Annotated in this window: 14 protein-coding genes; 10 read left to right on the forward strand and 4 right to left on the reverse strand. The window is 61.4% G+C overall.

What is annotated here, in order from left to right:
• Nucleotides 1-8: 8 nt before the first annotated feature.
• The 8 genes from ACM530_RS04755 (at nt 9) to ACM530_RS04790 (ending at nt 9,673) form a co-directional block, all read left to right on the forward strand.
• Nucleotides 9-1,454 carry an alginate O-acetyltransferase gene (locus ACM530_RS04755; protein WP_262206506.1) on the forward strand — a complete coding sequence of 482 codons (1,446 nt, stop codon included), beginning with the start codon at nt 9-11 and terminating at the stop codon, nt 1,452-1,454.
• A gap of 24 nt (nt 1,455-1,478) precedes the next feature.
• Nucleotides 1,479-2,588, forward strand: a complete 1,110-nt coding sequence (locus tag ACM530_RS04760; protein WP_416364361.1) for a mannuronate-specific alginate lyase — start codon at nt 1,479-1,481, stop codon at nt 2,586-2,588.
• Nucleotides 2,589-2,742: 154 nt separating this feature from the next.
• Entirely contained in the window at nt 2,743-4,275 is a 1,533-nt protein-coding gene (locus tag ACM530_RS04765; protein WP_262206501.1) for an MBOAT family O-acyltransferase, read from the forward strand.
• A gap of 12 nt (nt 4,276-4,287) precedes the next feature.
• Complete coding sequence (locus ACM530_RS04770; protein ID WP_262206499.1) at nt 4,288-5,472, forward strand: alginate O-acetyltransferase; 1,185 nt, start codon at nt 4,288-4,290, stop codon at nt 5,470-5,472.
• Between the two features lie 16 nt (nt 5,473-5,488).
• On the forward strand, nt 5,489-6,145 hold the full coding sequence (locus tag ACM530_RS04775; RefSeq protein WP_053254501.1) for an alginate O-acetyltransferase AlgF: 657 nt from the start codon (nt 5,489-5,491) through the stop codon (nt 6,143-6,145).
• A 207-nt stretch (nt 6,146-6,352) separates the two neighbouring features.
• Entirely contained in the window at nt 6,353-7,804 is a 1,452-nt protein-coding gene (locus ACM530_RS04780; protein WP_119738428.1) for a mannose-1-phosphate guanylyltransferase/mannose-6-phosphate isomerase, read from the forward strand.
• Nucleotides 7,805-8,381: 577 nt separating this feature from the next.
• Nucleotides 8,382-8,846 carry a multidrug transporter gene (locus ACM530_RS04785; RefSeq protein ID WP_106579538.1) on the forward strand — a complete coding sequence of 155 codons (465 nt, stop codon included), beginning with the start codon at nt 8,382-8,384 and terminating at the stop codon, nt 8,844-8,846.
• Between the two features lie 14 nt (nt 8,847-8,860).
• Entirely contained in the window at nt 8,861-9,673 is an 813-nt protein-coding gene (locus tag ACM530_RS04790; protein ID WP_145161259.1) for an SDR family oxidoreductase, read from the forward strand.
• Here ACM530_RS04790 and ACM530_RS04795 read toward each other — a convergent pair.
• Nucleotides 9,670-10,527: a LysR family transcriptional regulator gene (locus tag ACM530_RS04795; RefSeq protein WP_416364362.1), complete on the reverse strand. Its 858-nt coding sequence runs from the start codon at nt 10,525-10,527 to the stop codon at nt 9,670-9,672. The two genes, ACM530_RS04790 and ACM530_RS04795, sit on opposite strands and share 4 nt — an antisense overlap.
• Before the next feature lie 111 nt (nt 10,528-10,638).
• On the opposite strand from ACM530_RS04795, the gene ACM530_RS04800 reads away from it, so the two are divergent.
• Together ACM530_RS04800 and ACM530_RS04805 are read left to right on the forward strand one after the other, a co-directional pair.
• Complete coding sequence (locus tag ACM530_RS04800) at nt 10,639-11,826, forward strand: MFS transporter (RefSeq protein ID WP_416364363.1); 1,188 nt, start codon at nt 10,639-10,641, stop codon at nt 11,824-11,826.
• Nucleotides 11,819-12,220: a DUF4440 domain-containing protein gene (locus ACM530_RS04805; protein ID WP_145161253.1), complete on the forward strand. Its 402-nt coding sequence runs from the start codon at nt 11,819-11,821 to the stop codon at nt 12,218-12,220. The genes ACM530_RS04800 and ACM530_RS04805 overlap by 8 nt, the downstream gene beginning before the upstream one ends.
• Nucleotides 12,221-12,338: 118 nt before the next feature.
• Here the strand turns inward: ACM530_RS04805 and ACM530_RS04810 are convergent, their stop codons facing one another.
• The 3 genes from ACM530_RS04810 to ACM530_RS04820 are packed head-to-tail and all read right to left on the reverse strand — an operon-like array spanning nt 12,339 to nt 15,576.
• Entirely contained in the window at nt 12,339-13,199 is an 861-nt protein-coding gene (locus ACM530_RS04810; RefSeq protein WP_145161251.1) for an HlyD family secretion protein, read from the reverse strand.
• Nucleotides 13,200-13,208: 9 nt separating this feature from the next.
• Entirely contained in the window at nt 13,209-13,409 is a 201-nt protein-coding gene (locus tag ACM530_RS04815; protein ID WP_119738415.1) for a DUF1656 domain-containing protein, read from the reverse strand.
• Nucleotides 13,399-15,576 carry an FUSC family protein gene (locus ACM530_RS04820; protein WP_416364364.1) on the reverse strand — a complete coding sequence of 726 codons (2,178 nt, stop codon included), beginning with the start codon at nt 15,574-15,576 and terminating at the stop codon, nt 13,399-13,401. The genes ACM530_RS04815 and ACM530_RS04820 overlap by 11 nt, the downstream gene beginning before the upstream one ends.
• Nucleotides 15,577-15,586: the final 10 nt, after the last annotated feature.

Genomic DNA, 15,586 nt, shown 5'->3' on the forward strand with positions numbered 1-15,586 from the left:
TGACCCTTATGCACCCACACATGATCAAACTGCTGAGCCTCTCGGGTCTGACCCTCGGCCTGCTGGCGGCCAGCCAAGGCGTACGCGCCGATGACGTCAAGGCGCCGACCTTTACCGCCGAACCGTGCTGCAGCCTGTGCCCCGCGGCCCATGACGCGAAGAACTACACCACGCGTTATCAGCAGAACTTCACCACCCTGGTGCAAGCCCAGGGCGACTGGCTGTTCCGTACCCAGGAAGACCTGCGCACCGAATTCGACACCAGCCCCGCCGGCTACAAACGCATGCAACAGCTGCACGATGCGTTCAAGGCCAAGGGTGTGGAATTGGTGGTGGTCTACCAGCCGACCCGTGGCCTGGTGAATCGCAACAAGCTCAACCCCGAAGAGAAAGCCAAGTTCGATTTCGACAAGGCACTGGGCAACTACAAAACCATGCTCGGCCGTTTTGCCAAGATGGGCTACGTGGTGCCGGACTTGTCGCCGCTGACCAACGAGCAACTGCCGGATGAACTGCCGGCCCACGATTTCTATTTCCGCGGCGACCAACACTGGACGCCCTACGGTGCCCAGCGCACCGCGAAAATCGTCGGTGCCAAAGTGCGTGCGATGCCTGAGTTTGCGGATATTCCCAAGCGCGAATTCGAAACCAAGCGCTCCGGGCGCATGGGCAAGACCGGCACCCTGCACAACATGGCCGGGCAACTGTGCGGCACCAGCTACGCGATCCAGTACATGGACCAGTTCACCACCGAGCCCAAAGGCGAAGCCGGTGACGGCGACCTGTTCGGCGATTCGGGCAACCCGCAGATCACCCTGGTCGGCACCAGCCACAGCGGCAAGAACTACAACTTCGCCGGCTTCCTCGAGCAGGAAATCGGCGCCGACATCCTCAACGTCGCTTTCCCCGGCGGTGGCCTCGAAGGCTCGATGATCCAGTACCTGGGCAGCGATGAATTCCAGAAAACCCCGCCGAAAATTCTGATCTGGGAATTCTCGCCGCTGTACCGCCTCGACCAGGAGACCATCTACCGCCAGATGATGTCGCTGCTCGACAACGGCTGTGAAGGCAAGACCGCGCAGATGAGCGCCAGCACCACGCTCAAACCCGGCAAGAACGAATTGCTGGTCAACAGTTCGAACAAAGACCTGCGTAACAGCAGTCACCAGGTCGACATCCGCTTCGCCGACCCGTCGGTGAAAACCCTGCAAGCCACCCTCTGGTACATGAACGGGCGCCACGAGGACATCAAGATCGAGAAACCCGAAACATCCGATACAGACGGGCGTTTCGCCTTTGAACTGCGCACCGATGAAGACTGGGCCTCGCAGAACTTGCTGGCCGTGGAAGTGCAGGGTCCCGAAGCGGGCGCTGCTGCGCAGAAAGTCGAAGCGAAAATTTGCACACGCAACGTATTCCCTAGCGGCGGTCAGAAGACTGCTTCGCTGCCGTGAAGTAAGTGCGCAATGAGGTTACCTATGCAGAAGTTATTGATTCCAACGCTGCTGGGCCTGGCGATGTTCGCCGGTTCAGTCAACGCCGCCGCGCCACTGCGCCCGCCCCAGGGCTATTTCGCCCCGGTGGAAGCGTTCAAGACCGGCGACTTCAAGAATGACTGCGACGCCATGCCGGCGCCGTACACCGGCTCGCTGCAATTTCGCAGCAAGTACGAAGGTTCGGACAAAGCCCGTTCCACCCTGAATGTGCAATCCGAAAAAGCCTTTCGCGACAGCACGGCCGACATCACCAAGCTGGAAAAAGACACCAGCAAGCGCGTGATGCAGTTCATGCGCGACGGTCGTCCGCAGCAGCTCGAATGCACGCTCAACTGGCTGACCAGCTGGGCCAAGGCAGATGCGTTGATGTCCAAGGACTTCAACCACACCGGCAAGTCCATGCGCAAATGGGCGCTGGGCAGCATGGCCTCGGCCTATGTGCGCCTGAAGTTCTCCGACTCCCACCCGTTGGCCAACCACCAGCAGGAGTCGCAGGTGATCGAAGCCTGGTTCAACAAGCTGGCCGATCAGGTGGTGAGCGATTGGGACAACCTGCCGCTGGAAAAAACTAACAACCACTCCTACTGGGCCGCCTGGTCGGTGATGGCAACCTCCGTCGCCACCAACCGCCGCGACCTGTTTGATTGGGCCGTGAAGGAATACAAAGTCGGCGCCAACCAGGTCGATGACCAGGGCTTTTTGCCCAACGAATTGAAGCGTCAGCAGCGGGCTCTGTCGTACCACAACTACGCGTTGCCGCCGCTGTCGATGATCGCCAGCTTTGCCCTGGTCAACGGCGTGGATCTGCGCCAGGAAAACAACGGCGCGCTCAAACGCCTGGGCGACAAAGTGCTGGCCGGGGTCAAAGACCCGGAGATCTTCGAGAAGAAGAACGGCAAAGAGCAGGACATGAAGGACCTCAAGGAAGACATGAAATTTGCCTGGCTTGAACCCTTCTGCACCCTCTACACCTGCGCCCCGGATGTGCTCGAACGCAAGCATGGCTTGCAGCCGTTCAAGACCTTCCGGCTCGGCGGTGACCTGACCAAGGTCTACGACCCGACGCATGAAAAGGGCAACAAAGGAATCTGACGCAACGCGGTTGGAAAGGTGGGAGGGGCAAGCCCCCTCCCACAGTTTGAGCCGGTTTCATCAGTAGGAATGTTGTACGGCCTCCCCCCGAAATCGTGGGGGGGTTTGGGGGGGCTCTGGCCCTTGACTGTCTGTTAAACATGGAGAGATCGGGATGGTTTTCTCGTCCAATGTGTTCCTGTTTCTGTTCTTGCCGATCTTTCTCGGCTTGTACTACTTGAGCGGGCAACGCTATCGCAACCTGCTGCTGCTGATTGCCAGCTACGTGTTCTACGCCTGGTGGCGAGTGGACTTCCTGGCGCTGTTTGCCGCTGTAACGCTGTGGAATTACTGGATCGGCCTCAAGGTCGGTGCAGCAGGCGTGCGCACCAAGCCGGCCCAGCGCTGGCTGCTGTTGGGCGTGGCGGTCGACCTGTGCATCCTCGGCTACTTCAAGTACGCCAACTTCGGTGTCGACAGCATCAACGTGATGATGAAGTCGGTGGGTCTGGAGCCGTTCATCCTTACCCACGTGTTGTTGCCGATCGGCATCTCGTTCTACATCTTCGAGTCCATCAGCTACATCATCGACGTGTACCGCGGCGACACCCCGGCCACCCGCAACCTCATCGACTTTGCGGCGTTCGTGGCGATCTTCCCGCACCTGATTGCCGGCCCGGTGTTGCGCTTTCGCGACCTGGCCGACCAGTTCAACAACCGCACGCACACCCTCGACAAGTTCTCCGAGGGCTGCACGCGGTTCATGCAGGGCTTTATCAAGAAGGTCTTTATCGCCGACACCCTCGCGGTGGTCGCCGACCATTGCTTCGCCCTGCAAAACCCCACCACGGGCGACGCCTGGCTGGGTGCGCTGGCGTACACCGCGCAGCTGTACTTCGACTTCTCCGGCTACAGCGACATGGCCATCGGCCTGGGCTTGATGATGGGTTTTCGCTTCATGGAAAACTTCAAGCAGCCGTACATCAGCCAGTCGATCACCGAGTTCTGGCGTCGCTGGCACATCAGCCTGTCCACCTGGCTGCGTGACTACCTGTACATCACCCTGGGCGGCAACCGTAAAGGCACGCTGATCACCTACCGCAACCTGTTCCTGACCATGCTGCTCGGTGGCCTGTGGCACGGCGCGAACATCACCTACATCGTGTGGGGTGCCTGGCACGGCATGTGGCTGGCGATTGAAAAAGCCATCGGCCTCAACACCGCGCCGCGCAGCTTCAACGTGGTGCGCTGGGCCTTCACCTTCCTGCTGGTGGTGATGGGCTGGGTGATCTTCCGCTCAGAGAACCTGCACGTCGCCGGCCGTATGTACGGCGCAATGTTCAGCTTTGGCGAATGGTCGCTGTCGGAACTCAACCGCGCCAGCCTCACCGGCCTGCAAGTGGCAACCCTGGTGGTGGCGTACGCAACGTTGGCGTTCTTCGGCCTGCGCGATTTCTACACCAACCGCCCTGCCGAGAAAGCCAAGCCGGCCGACCCGAGCCTGATCAAGGCCGTGCCGGGCGACAACCCAGGCAGCATCCACCAGCCAGGTTTCACCGTCGGCCAGGACGCCGCCGTGCAGCCGGCCTACTGGACCGCTGACTGGCCACGCTACGCCATGCGCGGCGCTGTACTGCTGCTGTTCGTGGCGTCGATTCTGAAACTGTCGGCGCAGAGTTTCTCGCCGTTCCTTTACTTCCAATTCTGAGGGGAGCCGACCATGACCCGTTCATTCCGCGTCCTCTATATCGCGCTGTTCCTGCTGGTGCTGCTGGCCCTGGGCGCCTGGTCGATGCGCAGCTTCTTCGGCTTCAGCACCAACGCCGACGCGACCGTGCTCAACGGTCGCTGGACCAAGGCCGTCGAGACGCACTACGACGACCAGTTTCCGATCAAGCGCATCGGCACCAACCTGTGGGCCGCGCTGGACTACAAGCTGTTCAACGAAGGCCGCCCTGGCGTAGTGCTGGGCCGTGATCACTGGTTGTACAGCGACGAGGAGTTCAACCCCATCGTCAACGAAGACCAGAACCTTGAGGGCAACTACGCGCTGGTCGAAGGCGTGCGCCAGAAGCTCAAGGCTCAGGGCATTCAATTGGTCATGGCGATTGTGCCGGCCAAGGTGCGCCTGTACCCGGAACACCTGGGCGAAGTGAAACCGGCGAGCATCCACGCCAACCTGTATCAGGACTTCCACGCCCGTGTCGCCGCCGACAAGATCATCGCGCCCGACCTGCTAGGCCCGCTGCAACAGGCCAAGCTGGGCGGCACGCAAGTGTTCCTGCGCACCGACACCCACTGGACCCCGGACGGCGCCGAAATTGCCGCCAAGCAACTGGCCAAGGTGATCAGCGAAAAGGCCCCGCTCAGTGGTGAACCGCAGCGCTTTGTCACCGAAGCGGAAAAAACCGAGCCGCACAAAGGCGACCTGCGTCTGTTCCTGCCGCTGGACCCGCTGTTCGAAAACCTGATGCCGCCCAAAGAGCCGCTGCAAAAACGCGTCACGCACCTGGCTGAAAACAAAGGCGACGATGGCCTGTTCAGCGACAGCGAAACCCCAGTGGCACTGGTCGGCACCAGCTACAGCGCCAACCCCAACTGGAACTTCGTCGGCGCCCTCAAGCAAGCCTTGCACAGCGACGTCATCAACTACTCCGAAGACGGCCACGGCCCGATTCTGCCGATGCTCAGCTACCTCAAAAGCGACGACTTCAAGAACAGCCCGCCACAGGTGCTGATCTGGGAGTTCCCTGAACGTTATCTGCCCGTCAACAACGAAATCGGTGATGCCGACCCGCAGTGGGTTGCGCAGCTTAAACAAGCCGGTTCGCGCCAACAGAACATGGCACTGAACACCCCAGCTAAAACCCAAAAATCCGAGACGCCCGACCGGGCGCAAAACTGAAAGAGAGGTAACTCACATGACTTTCACTACTACTCCGCGTCGTCTCGCCAAGACCCTGGCCATTGCTGCCGGCTTGAGCTTCGTATCGATGTCCGCCTTCGCCGGGGGCGACGCCGCCCTTTACGGCCCAACTGCGCCGAAAGGCTCAAGCTTTGTACGTGTGTACAACGCCAGCAACCAGGAAGTCAGCGCCACCGTCGGCGCCACCAACCTGAGCGACGTTGCGCCACTGGCCAGCAGTGACTTCAGCTTCATGCCGGGCGGCGACTACAGCGCCAAGGTCGGCAGCCAGACCGTGCCGGTCAAACTCGCCGCCGACCACTACTACACCCTGGTCAACAGCGGCAGCGGCCAGCCCCAGCTGATCGAAGAACCGCCGTTCAAGAACAAGCAGAAATCCCTGGTGCGCGTGCAGAACCTCAGCGACAAGGCCCTGACCCTGAAAACCGCCGACGGCAAGACCGACGTGGTCAAGTCGGTGGCCGCCAAAGGCCGTGGCGAGCGTGAAATCAACCCGGTGAAGGTGAGCCTGGCCCTGTATGACGGCGACAAAAAGGTCGGCGACGTGAAACCAGTGGCCCTGGAGCGCGGTGAAGCGGCGGTGCTGTATGTGACCGGTTCCGGTTCGAGCATTTCGCCAGTCTGGGTAAAACGCCCGGTATCGACCCGCTGATTAGATTCTTGAACTGACCCATGCCCCCTGTGGGAGCCGGGCTTGCCCGCGATGGCATCACTGCGGTGTAACTGAAACACCGAGTCGTCTGCATCGCAGTCAAGCCAGCTCCCACAAGGCCAAGGTGTCAGTTCAGACCGAGATAAAAACAAGAGTGAAACGACAAACCTTCGTAGCTCTGACCCAAATTGATTCAAGGAGAAACACATGATCCCAGTAATCCTTTCCGGTGGTAGCGGCTCACGTCTTTGGCCGCTTTCCCGTAAACAGTTCCCGAAACAATTCCTGGCCCTGACCGGCGAGCACACGCTGTTCCAGCAAACCCTGGAGCGTCTGGTGTTCGAAGGCATGGACTCACCGATCGTGGTCTGCAACAAGGACCACCGTTTTATCGTCAACGAGCAACTGAGCACGCGTAAGCTCGAATGCCAGCGCATCCTGATGGAGCCGTTCGGTCGCAACACTGCGCCGGCCGTGGCCCTGACGGCGATGATGCTGGTCAATGAAGGCCGCGACGAGCTGATGCTGGTGCTGCCGGCCGACCACGTGATCGACGACCAGAAAGCCCTGCAACGCGCCCTGGCCCTGGCCACCGTGGCGGCCGAGCGTGGCGAGATGGTGCTGTTCGGCGTACCGGCCACCCGTCCGGAAACCGGTTATGGCTACATCAAGTCCACCAACGATTCACTGCTGCCCGAAGGCGTAAGCCGCGTTGAACAGTTCGTCGAAAAACCCAATGAAAAACGCGCGGTCGAGTTCGTCAAAAGCGGCGGTTACTTCTGGAACAGCGGCATGTTCCTGTTCCGCGCCAGCCGCTTCCTCGAAGAGCTGAAAAAACACGATCCGGACATCTACGACACCTGCCTGTTGACCCTGGAACGCAGCGAGCAGACCGCCGACACCGTGACCTTCGACGAAGCCACCTTCGCCTGCTGCCCGGACAATTCCATCGACTACGCCGTGATGGAAAAAACCCAGCGTGCCTGCGTGGTACCGCTGAGTGCCGGCTGGAGCGACGTGGGTTGCTGGGCCTCGCTGTGGGCGGTCAACGACAAAGACATCCACGGTAACGTCAGCAAAGGCGACGTGGTGATCCAGGACAGCCGTAATTGCATGATTCACGGCAACGGCAAGCTGGTGTCGGTGATTGGCCTGGACAACATCGTGGTGGTAGAAACCAAGGACGCGATGATGATTGCCCACAAGGACAAGGTCCAGGGCGTCAAGCAGATGGTCAGCACCCTCAACGACCAGGGCCGCAGCGAAACCCAGAACCACTGCGAAGTCTATCGTCCGTGGGGCTCTTACGACTCGGTGGACATGGGCGGTCGCTTCCAGGTCAAGCACATCTCGGTCAAGCCGGGCGCGTGCCTGTCCCTGCAAATGCACCACCACCGCGCCGAACACTGGATCGTGGTCAGCGGCACGGCCGAAGTCACCTGTGACGAGAACGTGTTCCTGCTCTGCGAGAACCAGTCCACCTACATCCCGATCGCCTCGGTGCACCGCCTGCGCAACCCGGGCAAGATCCCGTTGGAAATCATCGAAGTGCAATCGGGCAGCTACCTGGGCGAAGACGATATCGAGCGCTTCGAAGATATCTACGGACGCTCCACGCCGGTTGAACGTGGCGTGTCGGTGAAAACTATCGCGCAGTAATACAGTCGTAGAAAGAAGCCCTCACCCAGCCCATTGCGTCCCCTATCCGCAGTGGGTTGGGTGGGGGCTTTTTTGTGGGGTTTTGGGTGTTGCTGAAGGCCTCTTCGCAGGCAAGCCAGCTCCCACAGTTGACCGCATTCCAACGGATGTACCCGGTCAACTGTGGGAGCTGGCTTGCCTGCGATGGGCCGAGACCGGTTTGGTCTTGGTCGAGAGGCTTGCATCGAAGGGTTGCAGGCGGATTCTTCTGCTCAGTAAGTCAGTCATCGGGGGCAAGCCCCTCCCACCTTTTGATTTGTGAATGCAGTCAAAGGTGGGAGCTGGCTTGCCTGCGATGGGCCGAGACCAGTTTGGTCCTGGTCGAGAGGCTTGCACCGAAGGGTTGCAGGCGGATTCTTCTGCTCAGTAAGTCAGTCATCGGGGGCAAGCCCCCTCCCACCTTTTGACTTGTGAATGCCGTCGAAGGTGGGAGCTGGCTTGCCTGCGATGGCGGCGGCCCAATCAACACTTATCTCAAGCTCGCCAATCCCACCTACGCTTAAGTTAGGATGCTCGTTCCCTATTCGAGGTGGTCTCCATGTTCTTCGGCGTTCTCCTGATCATCACCTGGCTGATCCTGCTGCTGCGCTACCCGGCCAAGGCGTTGCCGGTGTCGCTCGCGGCCGCTGTCGGCCTGGGCTGTGTGGCGATTTGGGTGGTGTGGCTGGACAGCCGCGAAGCCTCGCAACTGTCGCGCCTGGAACTGCGCATCAGCTATGCGCCGCAGGAATGCCCGCCAGACCGACCGCTGAAACTGGTCCTGAGCAACGGCAACGACGTACCGCTGACCGAACTGCGCTGGCGCGTTGCAGCCTATGCACCGGGCGACTCCGTCAACCTGGCCGACAATGTCTACGCCGCTCCACGCTATCGCGGCCCCGGCGAGTTGCAGGCCGGCGCCACCTGGGACGACTGCCTCCCCACACCACCGCTGCGCCCCGGCTACCGCCCGCAAACCCTGGAATTTCGCGCCGAGCACCTGCAAGGCAGTTTCTCGGACTGACAAAGGATTGATTCATGCCCACTGTACTGATCACCGGCTGCTCCAGCGGCATCGGCCGCGCCCTGGCCGATGCCTTCAAAACCGCAGGCCATGAAGTGTGGGCCAGCGCCCGCCAGCCTGATGATGTGAGCGCCCTGGCTGCCGCCGGTTTCAAGGCCGTGCAACTGGACGTCAACGACGCCATGGCGCTCAAGGCGCTCGCCGAACAGATCGGCGGGCTGGACGTGCTGATCAACAATGCCGGCTACGGCGCCATGGGCCCGCTGCTCGACGGCGGCACCGAGGCCATGCAACGCCAGTTCGAAACCAATGTGTTTTCCATCGTCGGCGTGACCCAGGCGCTGTTTCCTGCCCTGCGTCGAGCCAAAGGCCTGGTGGTGAACATCGGCAGCGTCTCCGGCGTATTGGTGACACCGTTTGCCGGCGCCTACTGCGCCTCGAAGGCGGCGGTGCACGCGTTGAGCGACGCACTGCGCATGGAGCTGGCGCCATTTGGTGTGCGCGTGATGGAAGTGCAGCCGGGCGCTATCGACACGCATTTTGCGAAAAACGCCGGCGCCCAGGCCGAGCTGTTGATCAACGAAAAGTCACCATGGTGGCCGTTGCGCGAAGGCATTCGTGCGCGCTCCCAGGCCTCGCAGAACAACCCGACCTCAGCCGAGCAATTCGCGGCGCAGGTATTAAAGGCCGTGCAACAGCCAACGCCGCCACGGCTGCTGCGCGCGGGCAATGGCTGCCGGGCGCTGCCACTGATGGCGGCCTTGGTACCCAAGGCCCTGTTGGAAAAAGTCTTGAAGAAGCGCTTCGGCCTGTCGGGCTCGCTCTAGCCTTTCATGAAATCAATAAACGCCCGCACCTTGAGCGGCAAATGCCGCGTGCCCGGGTACATCGCATAGATCCCCTGTGGCGCAAAACGATGGTCCGCCAACAAGCGCACCAAGCGCCCCGCCGCCAGGTCATCCTGCACCAACCATTGCGGCAGCACCGCCACGCCGAGGCCGCGCACGGCAAACGCCTGAAGCACGGCCGCACTGTCGGCCACCAGCGCAGTCGGGCCGGCACGGTATTGATGCTCACCACCGGCCGGGTCGGTCAGGCTCAGTTCCGTCAAACGGCCATGGCCCAGCTTGGGCACCTGCTCCAACGCATCCAGGGTTTGAACCTCGGCAAACTCGGGCGCTGCCACTGCAAACACCTCAAAGGTCGACAACTGCACCGCACGGTGATTGGAGTCGAGCAGACGTCCCAGTCGAATCGCCACATCAAAGCGTTCGGAGATCAAATCGGCGTGGGTCGAGGAGGTGGATAAGTGAATGTTCAGGTCCGGGTGCAAGCGCCGAAAGGCCTCGATTGCAGGGGCAACCACCGCCAGCGCGTATTCGACTGTGGTGGTGATGCGCAACGTGCCTTTGAGCTGGGCATGTTCGGAGCGCGCCTCTTCCACCGCCAGGCGCGCTTCTTCAAGCATGCGTGTGCAGCGCAGATAAAAACGCTCGCCGGCATCGGTCAGCGCCAGTTGGCGGGTATTGCGGGTCAGCAGGGTCACGCCCAGCTCTGCTTCCAGGCGCTTGAGGTTGAAGCTGACCACGGCGCGGGTCTGGCCCAGCAAATCGGCCGCAGCGGTAAGCGAACCGGCTTCTACCACAGCCTTGAAGGTGTCGAATCGGTCCAGGCTGACCATCGGCCACGCCCTCCTTTGTCAAAATATTTTTGACAAACTAACAGGCAAACCGGCGTAGCCCAAACCCTGCTGGCGGCCTACCCTGCGCGCTTCATTCGCAGGATCGCGTCCATGACCTACCGCTCGAAAGTCGCCTGGATCTTTTTATTCGGCTTTGCCCTGGACCTGGTGAACATGTTTGTCGCCACGGTCGCCTACCCGGACATCGCTCGCGAGCTGCACGCCTCGGTCACACAATTGGCCTGGATCAGCAATGCCTACATGCTTGGGCTGACCGTGATCATTCCCCTGAGCGTGTGGCTGGCGGCACTGATGGGCGAGCGAACGCTGATCGCGGCGAGCCTGCTGTTATTCGCGGGGGCCTCGCTGATGGTCGGCCAGGCGAGTTCTATCGAAACCCTGATTGGCTGGCGGGCGCTGCAAGGCTTGGGCGGCGGACTGCTGATTCCCGTGGGCCAGGCCCTGGCCTACCGGTATTTTCCAGCGGCAGAACGCAGTCAGTTGACGGCGCGGGTGATGTCGGTGGCGCTGCTGGTGCCGGCGCTGTCGCCGGCCCTGGGTGGGTTGATCGTCGACAGCCTGTCGTGGCGCTGGATCTTCTATGTCAACCTGCCGCTGGCGTTGATCACGTTGCTGCTGGCACTGCTGTGGATAAAACCTGACGCGCCCGCCACGGTGCGCCCGGCCCTGGACGTGGGCAGCATCTTCACGCAGATCCGTAGCCCGATGCTGCGCGTGGCGATGTTGGTCTATCTGTTCATCCCTGGCGTCTTTATCGGCACCAGCCTGATCGCCATCCTCTACCTGCGCGGCCTCGGCTATGACGCCACGCAGACCGGCGCGCTGATGCTGCCGTGGGCACTGGCCTCCGCGCTGGCGATTTTCCTGAGCAAAAAACTGTTTAACCGCTGCGGCCCCAAACCCTTGCTGCTGGCGGGCATGGCGTTGCAATGCAGCGGCATCCTGTTGCTCAACCAACCCGCTTGGGTGATTGCGGCCTATGCCTTAATGGGCCTGGGGGGCAGCTTGTGCAGCAGCACCGCGCAGACGCTGGCGTTTCTCGATATACCCGCTCAACGCATGGGCCATGCCAGCGCGCTGTGGAATATCAATCGGCAAGTGAGCTTTTGCCTCGGCGCGGCGGCACTCAGTGCGCTGTTGTCGGCCTTGGATTCCTTCGCCATAACCTTCACGATAGCGGCAGCCCTGACACTGCTCCCCCTTTTTGCAGTGCTGCGCCTGGACGCTTCCAGAGTACGGACACTGCTTCACCCAGCCAACGAGCCCAGCCATGATTGATTACAGCGATTTTTTTGAGGAAGTGATCCAGACCCACGTCGAGATCGAGCAATGGTTTGCCGGCGTTGCGCCTGAAGGCACGCTGGAAACCTTGCTGGCGCGCTTCTCACCCGAGTTCAGCATGGTCGCACCCGCCACCGGTACGCGGGTAAATGCGGCCGGGGTGAAAGCACTGTTCACGCGCCTTGGCGGTATGCGCCCGGGCTTGAAAATCACCTTGAGCGAGATGACCGGGATCGACCGCCATGCACGCGGCGCCACGGTGACTTACCGCGAACATCAGGTTGATGACAGCGGCACACAGACTGATCGACGCGCCACCGTGGTGTTCGAGAAGCAGGCCAGCGGGGCGTTGCTGTGGCGCCATTTGCACGAAACCTTTATCAAGGCTTAACACCGTCCAAACTGTGGGCGCTGGCTTGCCTGCGATAGCGGTGGGTCAGCCATACATACTTCAACTGACTGTCCGCCATCGCAGGCAAGCCAGCTCCCACACAAGCCAGTTGCCACAGTTAGTGTTGTGTTGGGTTGACGATGACGGTGCAAGTGATGCCCGCCGCCAACAGCACGCCTTCGGGCACTTCATCAATGTGAATGCGCACCGGCACGCGCTGGGCCAGGCGCACCCAATTGAAGGTCGGGTTCACATCGGCGATCAGTTCGCGGCTCTCGGGGTTGTCACGGTCGTAGATGCCGCGCGAGATGCTTTCCACATGGCCCTTGAGCGTCTCGCCACTCATCAATTGCATATCGGCCTCGTCACCGACTTTGACGTGGGGCAGCTTGGTTTCTTCAAAGAAGCCATACACCCAGAACGAATTCATATCGACCACCGCCATCTTCGCCTCGCCGATGCGCGCGTAGTCGCCCCGGTGCACATTAAGGTTGGTGACGTAGCCGTCCACCGCCGCCACCACTTGAGTGCGTTTCAAATTCAGCTCAGCCGCTTCCAACTGCGCCAGCGCGTGTTGGTAATCGGCCAGGGCCGAGTCGGCGATGTTGCTCGCGTCGTCGCGGTTTTCCTTGGAGATCACCAGGGCGTCGAGGTCGGCGCGGCGGTGGGCGTTGACCTTGCGCATCTCCCAGGTGGCCTTGCGCGAGGCCACCAGCGATTGCGCCTGCTTGACCGCGATGCGGTAGTGCTCGGGGTCGATCTGCATCAGCAGGTCGCCCTTTTTCACCAACTGGTTGTCACGCACCGGTACGTCTACCACTTCGCCGGTGACGTCGGCCGCCACGTTGATGATGTCGGCGCGCACGCGACCGTCGCGGGTCCACGGCGTTTCCATGTAGTGCACCCACAGCGTGCGGCCAATCCAGATCGCCAAAGCCAGTACCAGCAAGGTCGCGAGCAGGCTGAAAAACTTTTTCATCGGGGCATCTCAACGGTAGACGGTCAGCGCCAGGGCGCCGAACAAGCAAACGAACAGGCTCAGGCGCAGCAACGCCGGGTGCCAGAAAAAACGGTACAGGTCGAACCCGGCCAGGAAGCGGTCCAAGGCCCAGGCCAGCCCTGCGGCGATAAAAAACATCAGGGTCATGGTCGGCATGTAGACGCCGTGGAATGCGATTTCACGAGGCATTCGGGGATCCTTTGAGGGCAGCCAGGGGCGATTGCGGGTCCAGCAACGACGTGCGGATAAAGTGCAGGTAGCTTTTCACCCGGCGCAACGCCGAGGTGTCGAAGTGCGGGGCGAAGGGTTCATCGGTGGCCTGCACGCGGCTGATCGCATGGTCGACGGCAATCAACCCGCGCTCCAGGTTGCTGGCACTCGGTTGCAGGAACAGCCGCACCAGCGAGCGGCCCATCACGCGGATCGCCTGGCGCCAGGGTTGCGACTCGGCATACGCCGGGTGCACCGGCAATATCGCCTGCTCCTTGCGCAACTCGATGATCGCGTGGCCGACTTCCAGCACCACAAACATCCAGCGCAGCAAGTCGCGTTGCACGTGCGGCTGGCCGACGGCGAGGCCGTAGGCCTGGTGCAGCAGGTCGCGGGTGCGGCTTTCAAAACTCGACGCCAGGCCCTTGAGCTTGCCGCTGATCGCGTACACCACCTGCTCGCGCAGGTCCTGCTCCAGACGGCGCCACAACCAGCGGCTGTTCGGCGGCAGGATAATCGCGCCAGCCGCCGCGCACACCAGCATGCCAATGACCATGGCGATGTAGTCATTGATAAAGCTGTAAGGGTTGTAGACCGTCAGGTTGTCCGGCACCGAGCCGGTGCTGAAAAAGATCAGCAAGCCCACGCCGACGCCGGCGTATCGCGGGCGGGAGGCGAGGAACGAGCCGAAGATAATCACCGGCGCAAGCATCACGCACAGCAGCGGGAAGCCGTCGATCCACGGGAACACAAAGAACATTTCGACAAAGCCCACCAACGCGCCGATCAGGGTGCCGCAAGCCATCTGGAAGGCCATGCGTTTCGGGTTGGGCGTGGCGGCGGACAGGCCGACGGTGGCGGCGGCGATCAGGGTCATGGTCGCGCCGCTGGGCCAGGCGGTGGCTACCCAGTAACTGCCCAGCACGATCAGGATAAAGGACGCGCGAATCCCCGAAGCGGCGCAGGCCAGCCAGTTGGTTTTCGGCGTGTAGGCTTCGCTCCACTGCTCGCGCTCATGGCTGTGATCGGCCAGTGATGCGTGGGTCTGCGCGTAGTTGTGCAGGTCATCGACAAAGCGGTAAAGCAGCTCGTAGGCAGTATGAAAATCCAGCTGCTCGGCTTCACTCGGATTGCCTTGCTGAAAGTTCGCACGCAGGCTGCGCACCTTGGCGGGCAGTCCATCCTTGTAGGCGCTCAATTGATTGACCAGACGCGCCGCATCGGGGCTGGTGAGCGCACGGCCGGAGAAACCGTCAAGGACTTCGGCCAGGTCTTGCAGGCCCGGCTTGATTGCCGCAGCGACGTGATCGGCTGCATCCGTGCGCAGCCGCTCAAGCAACTGGTGCAAGGCGTTGAAGCGCGTGGTGATGCTCATGAATTCGCTGTTGAGGCGACTCAACCGGCCATTGCGCCGCCGCATGTGCGGGTCTTCAAATACGGTGACGCTGCGCAGCCCTTCCAGGCCCACGGCCTCGGCGATAAAGCGCACATTGCTGGCCTCGAACCCTTCACGCTGGCTGCGCCCACGCAGGCCGTCGGTGACAAACAGCGCGAACACGCCAAAGCGCTGGTACAAGGCGTTGCGCATCGCGGCGCTGCTGGTTTGTGGCAGGATCGCGGCGCTGACCAACGTCGAGCACAGTATCCCCAAAGAGATTTCCAGCACCCGCCACACCGCCGCCATAAAGGCCCCGTCCGGGTGGGCCAGCGCGGGCAAACCCACCATCGCCGCGGTGTAGCCCGCCAGCACAAACCCATAGGCGCGAAAGTTGCGATTACGCGTCGCACCGGCCGTGCAAATACCCACCCAGATAGCCAACGCGCCGAGGAACAATTCGGTGTTCTGCGCAAACAAGGCGATCAACAAGACCATCACCGCCGACCCCGTCAGGGTGCCCAGGAAGCGGTAAAAACTCTTGGCGAAGACCTGGCCGCTCTGCGGTTGCATCACGATAAACACGGTGATCATCGCGGTGCGCGGTTGCGGCAGTTCCAGGCGCATCGCCAGCCACAACGTGAGGAACGCGGCGATCAGCACCTTGAAGATATAGACCCAGGTCACGCCATCGCTGCGTGCCCAGTCGAAAAAACCACGGCGCCACTCCAGGGAGTGCAACCAGCGCAGCGGTGCAGGCAAGGGTGTCATCAAATCCTAC

The organism is Pseudomonas sp. NFX183, from assembly GCF_047943075.1.
GTDB lineage: Bacteria > Pseudomonadota > Gammaproteobacteria > Pseudomonadales > Pseudomonadaceae > Aquipseudomonas.

Excerpts from the sequence above, each read along its gene's own strand:
- ACM530_RS04805 (WP_145161253.1), top strand. The coding sequence starts at position 11,819 with ATGATTGATTACAGCGATTTTTTTGAGGAAGTGATCCAGACCCACGTC.
- ACM530_RS04775 (WP_053254501.1), top strand. The coding sequence starts at position 5,489 with ATGACTTTCACTACTACTCCGCGTCGTCTCGCCAAGACCCTGGCCATT.
- ACM530_RS04785 (WP_106579538.1), top strand. The coding sequence starts at position 8,382 with ATGTTCTTCGGCGTTCTCCTGATCATCACCTGGCTGATCCTGCTGCTG.
- ACM530_RS04815 (WP_119738415.1), bottom strand. The coding sequence starts at position 13,409 with ATGCCTCGTGAAATCGCATTCCACGGCGTCTACATGCCGACCATGACC.
- ACM530_RS04790 (WP_145161259.1), top strand. The coding sequence starts at position 8,861 with ATGCCCACTGTACTGATCACCGGCTGCTCCAGCGGCATCGGCCGCGCC.
- ACM530_RS04795 (WP_416364362.1), bottom strand. The coding sequence starts at position 10,527 with ATGGTCAGCCTGGACCGATTCGACACCTTCAAGGCTGTGGTAGAAGCC.
- ACM530_RS04810 (WP_145161251.1), bottom strand. The coding sequence starts at position 13,199 with ATGAAAAAGTTTTTCAGCCTGCTCGCGACCTTGCTGGTACTGGCTTTG.
- ACM530_RS04780 (WP_119738428.1), top strand. The coding sequence starts at position 6,353 with ATGATCCCAGTAATCCTTTCCGGTGGTAGCGGCTCACGTCTTTGGCCG.
- ACM530_RS04765 (WP_262206501.1), top strand. The coding sequence starts at position 2,743 with ATGGTTTTCTCGTCCAATGTGTTCCTGTTTCTGTTCTTGCCGATCTTT.
- ACM530_RS04800 (WP_416364363.1), top strand. The coding sequence starts at position 10,639 with ATGACCTACCGCTCGAAAGTCGCCTGGATCTTTTTATTCGGCTTTGCC.
- ACM530_RS04770 (WP_262206499.1), top strand. The coding sequence starts at position 4,288 with ATGACCCGTTCATTCCGCGTCCTCTATATCGCGCTGTTCCTGCTGGTG.
- ACM530_RS04820 (WP_416364364.1), bottom strand. The coding sequence starts at position 15,576 with ATGACACCCTTGCCTGCACCGCTGCGCTGGTTGCACTCCCTGGAGTGG.
- ACM530_RS04755 (WP_262206506.1), top strand. The coding sequence starts at position 9 with ATGCACCCACACATGATCAAACTGCTGAGCCTCTCGGGTCTGACCCTC.
- ACM530_RS04760 (WP_416364361.1), top strand. The coding sequence starts at position 1,479 with ATGCAGAAGTTATTGATTCCAACGCTGCTGGGCCTGGCGATGTTCGCC.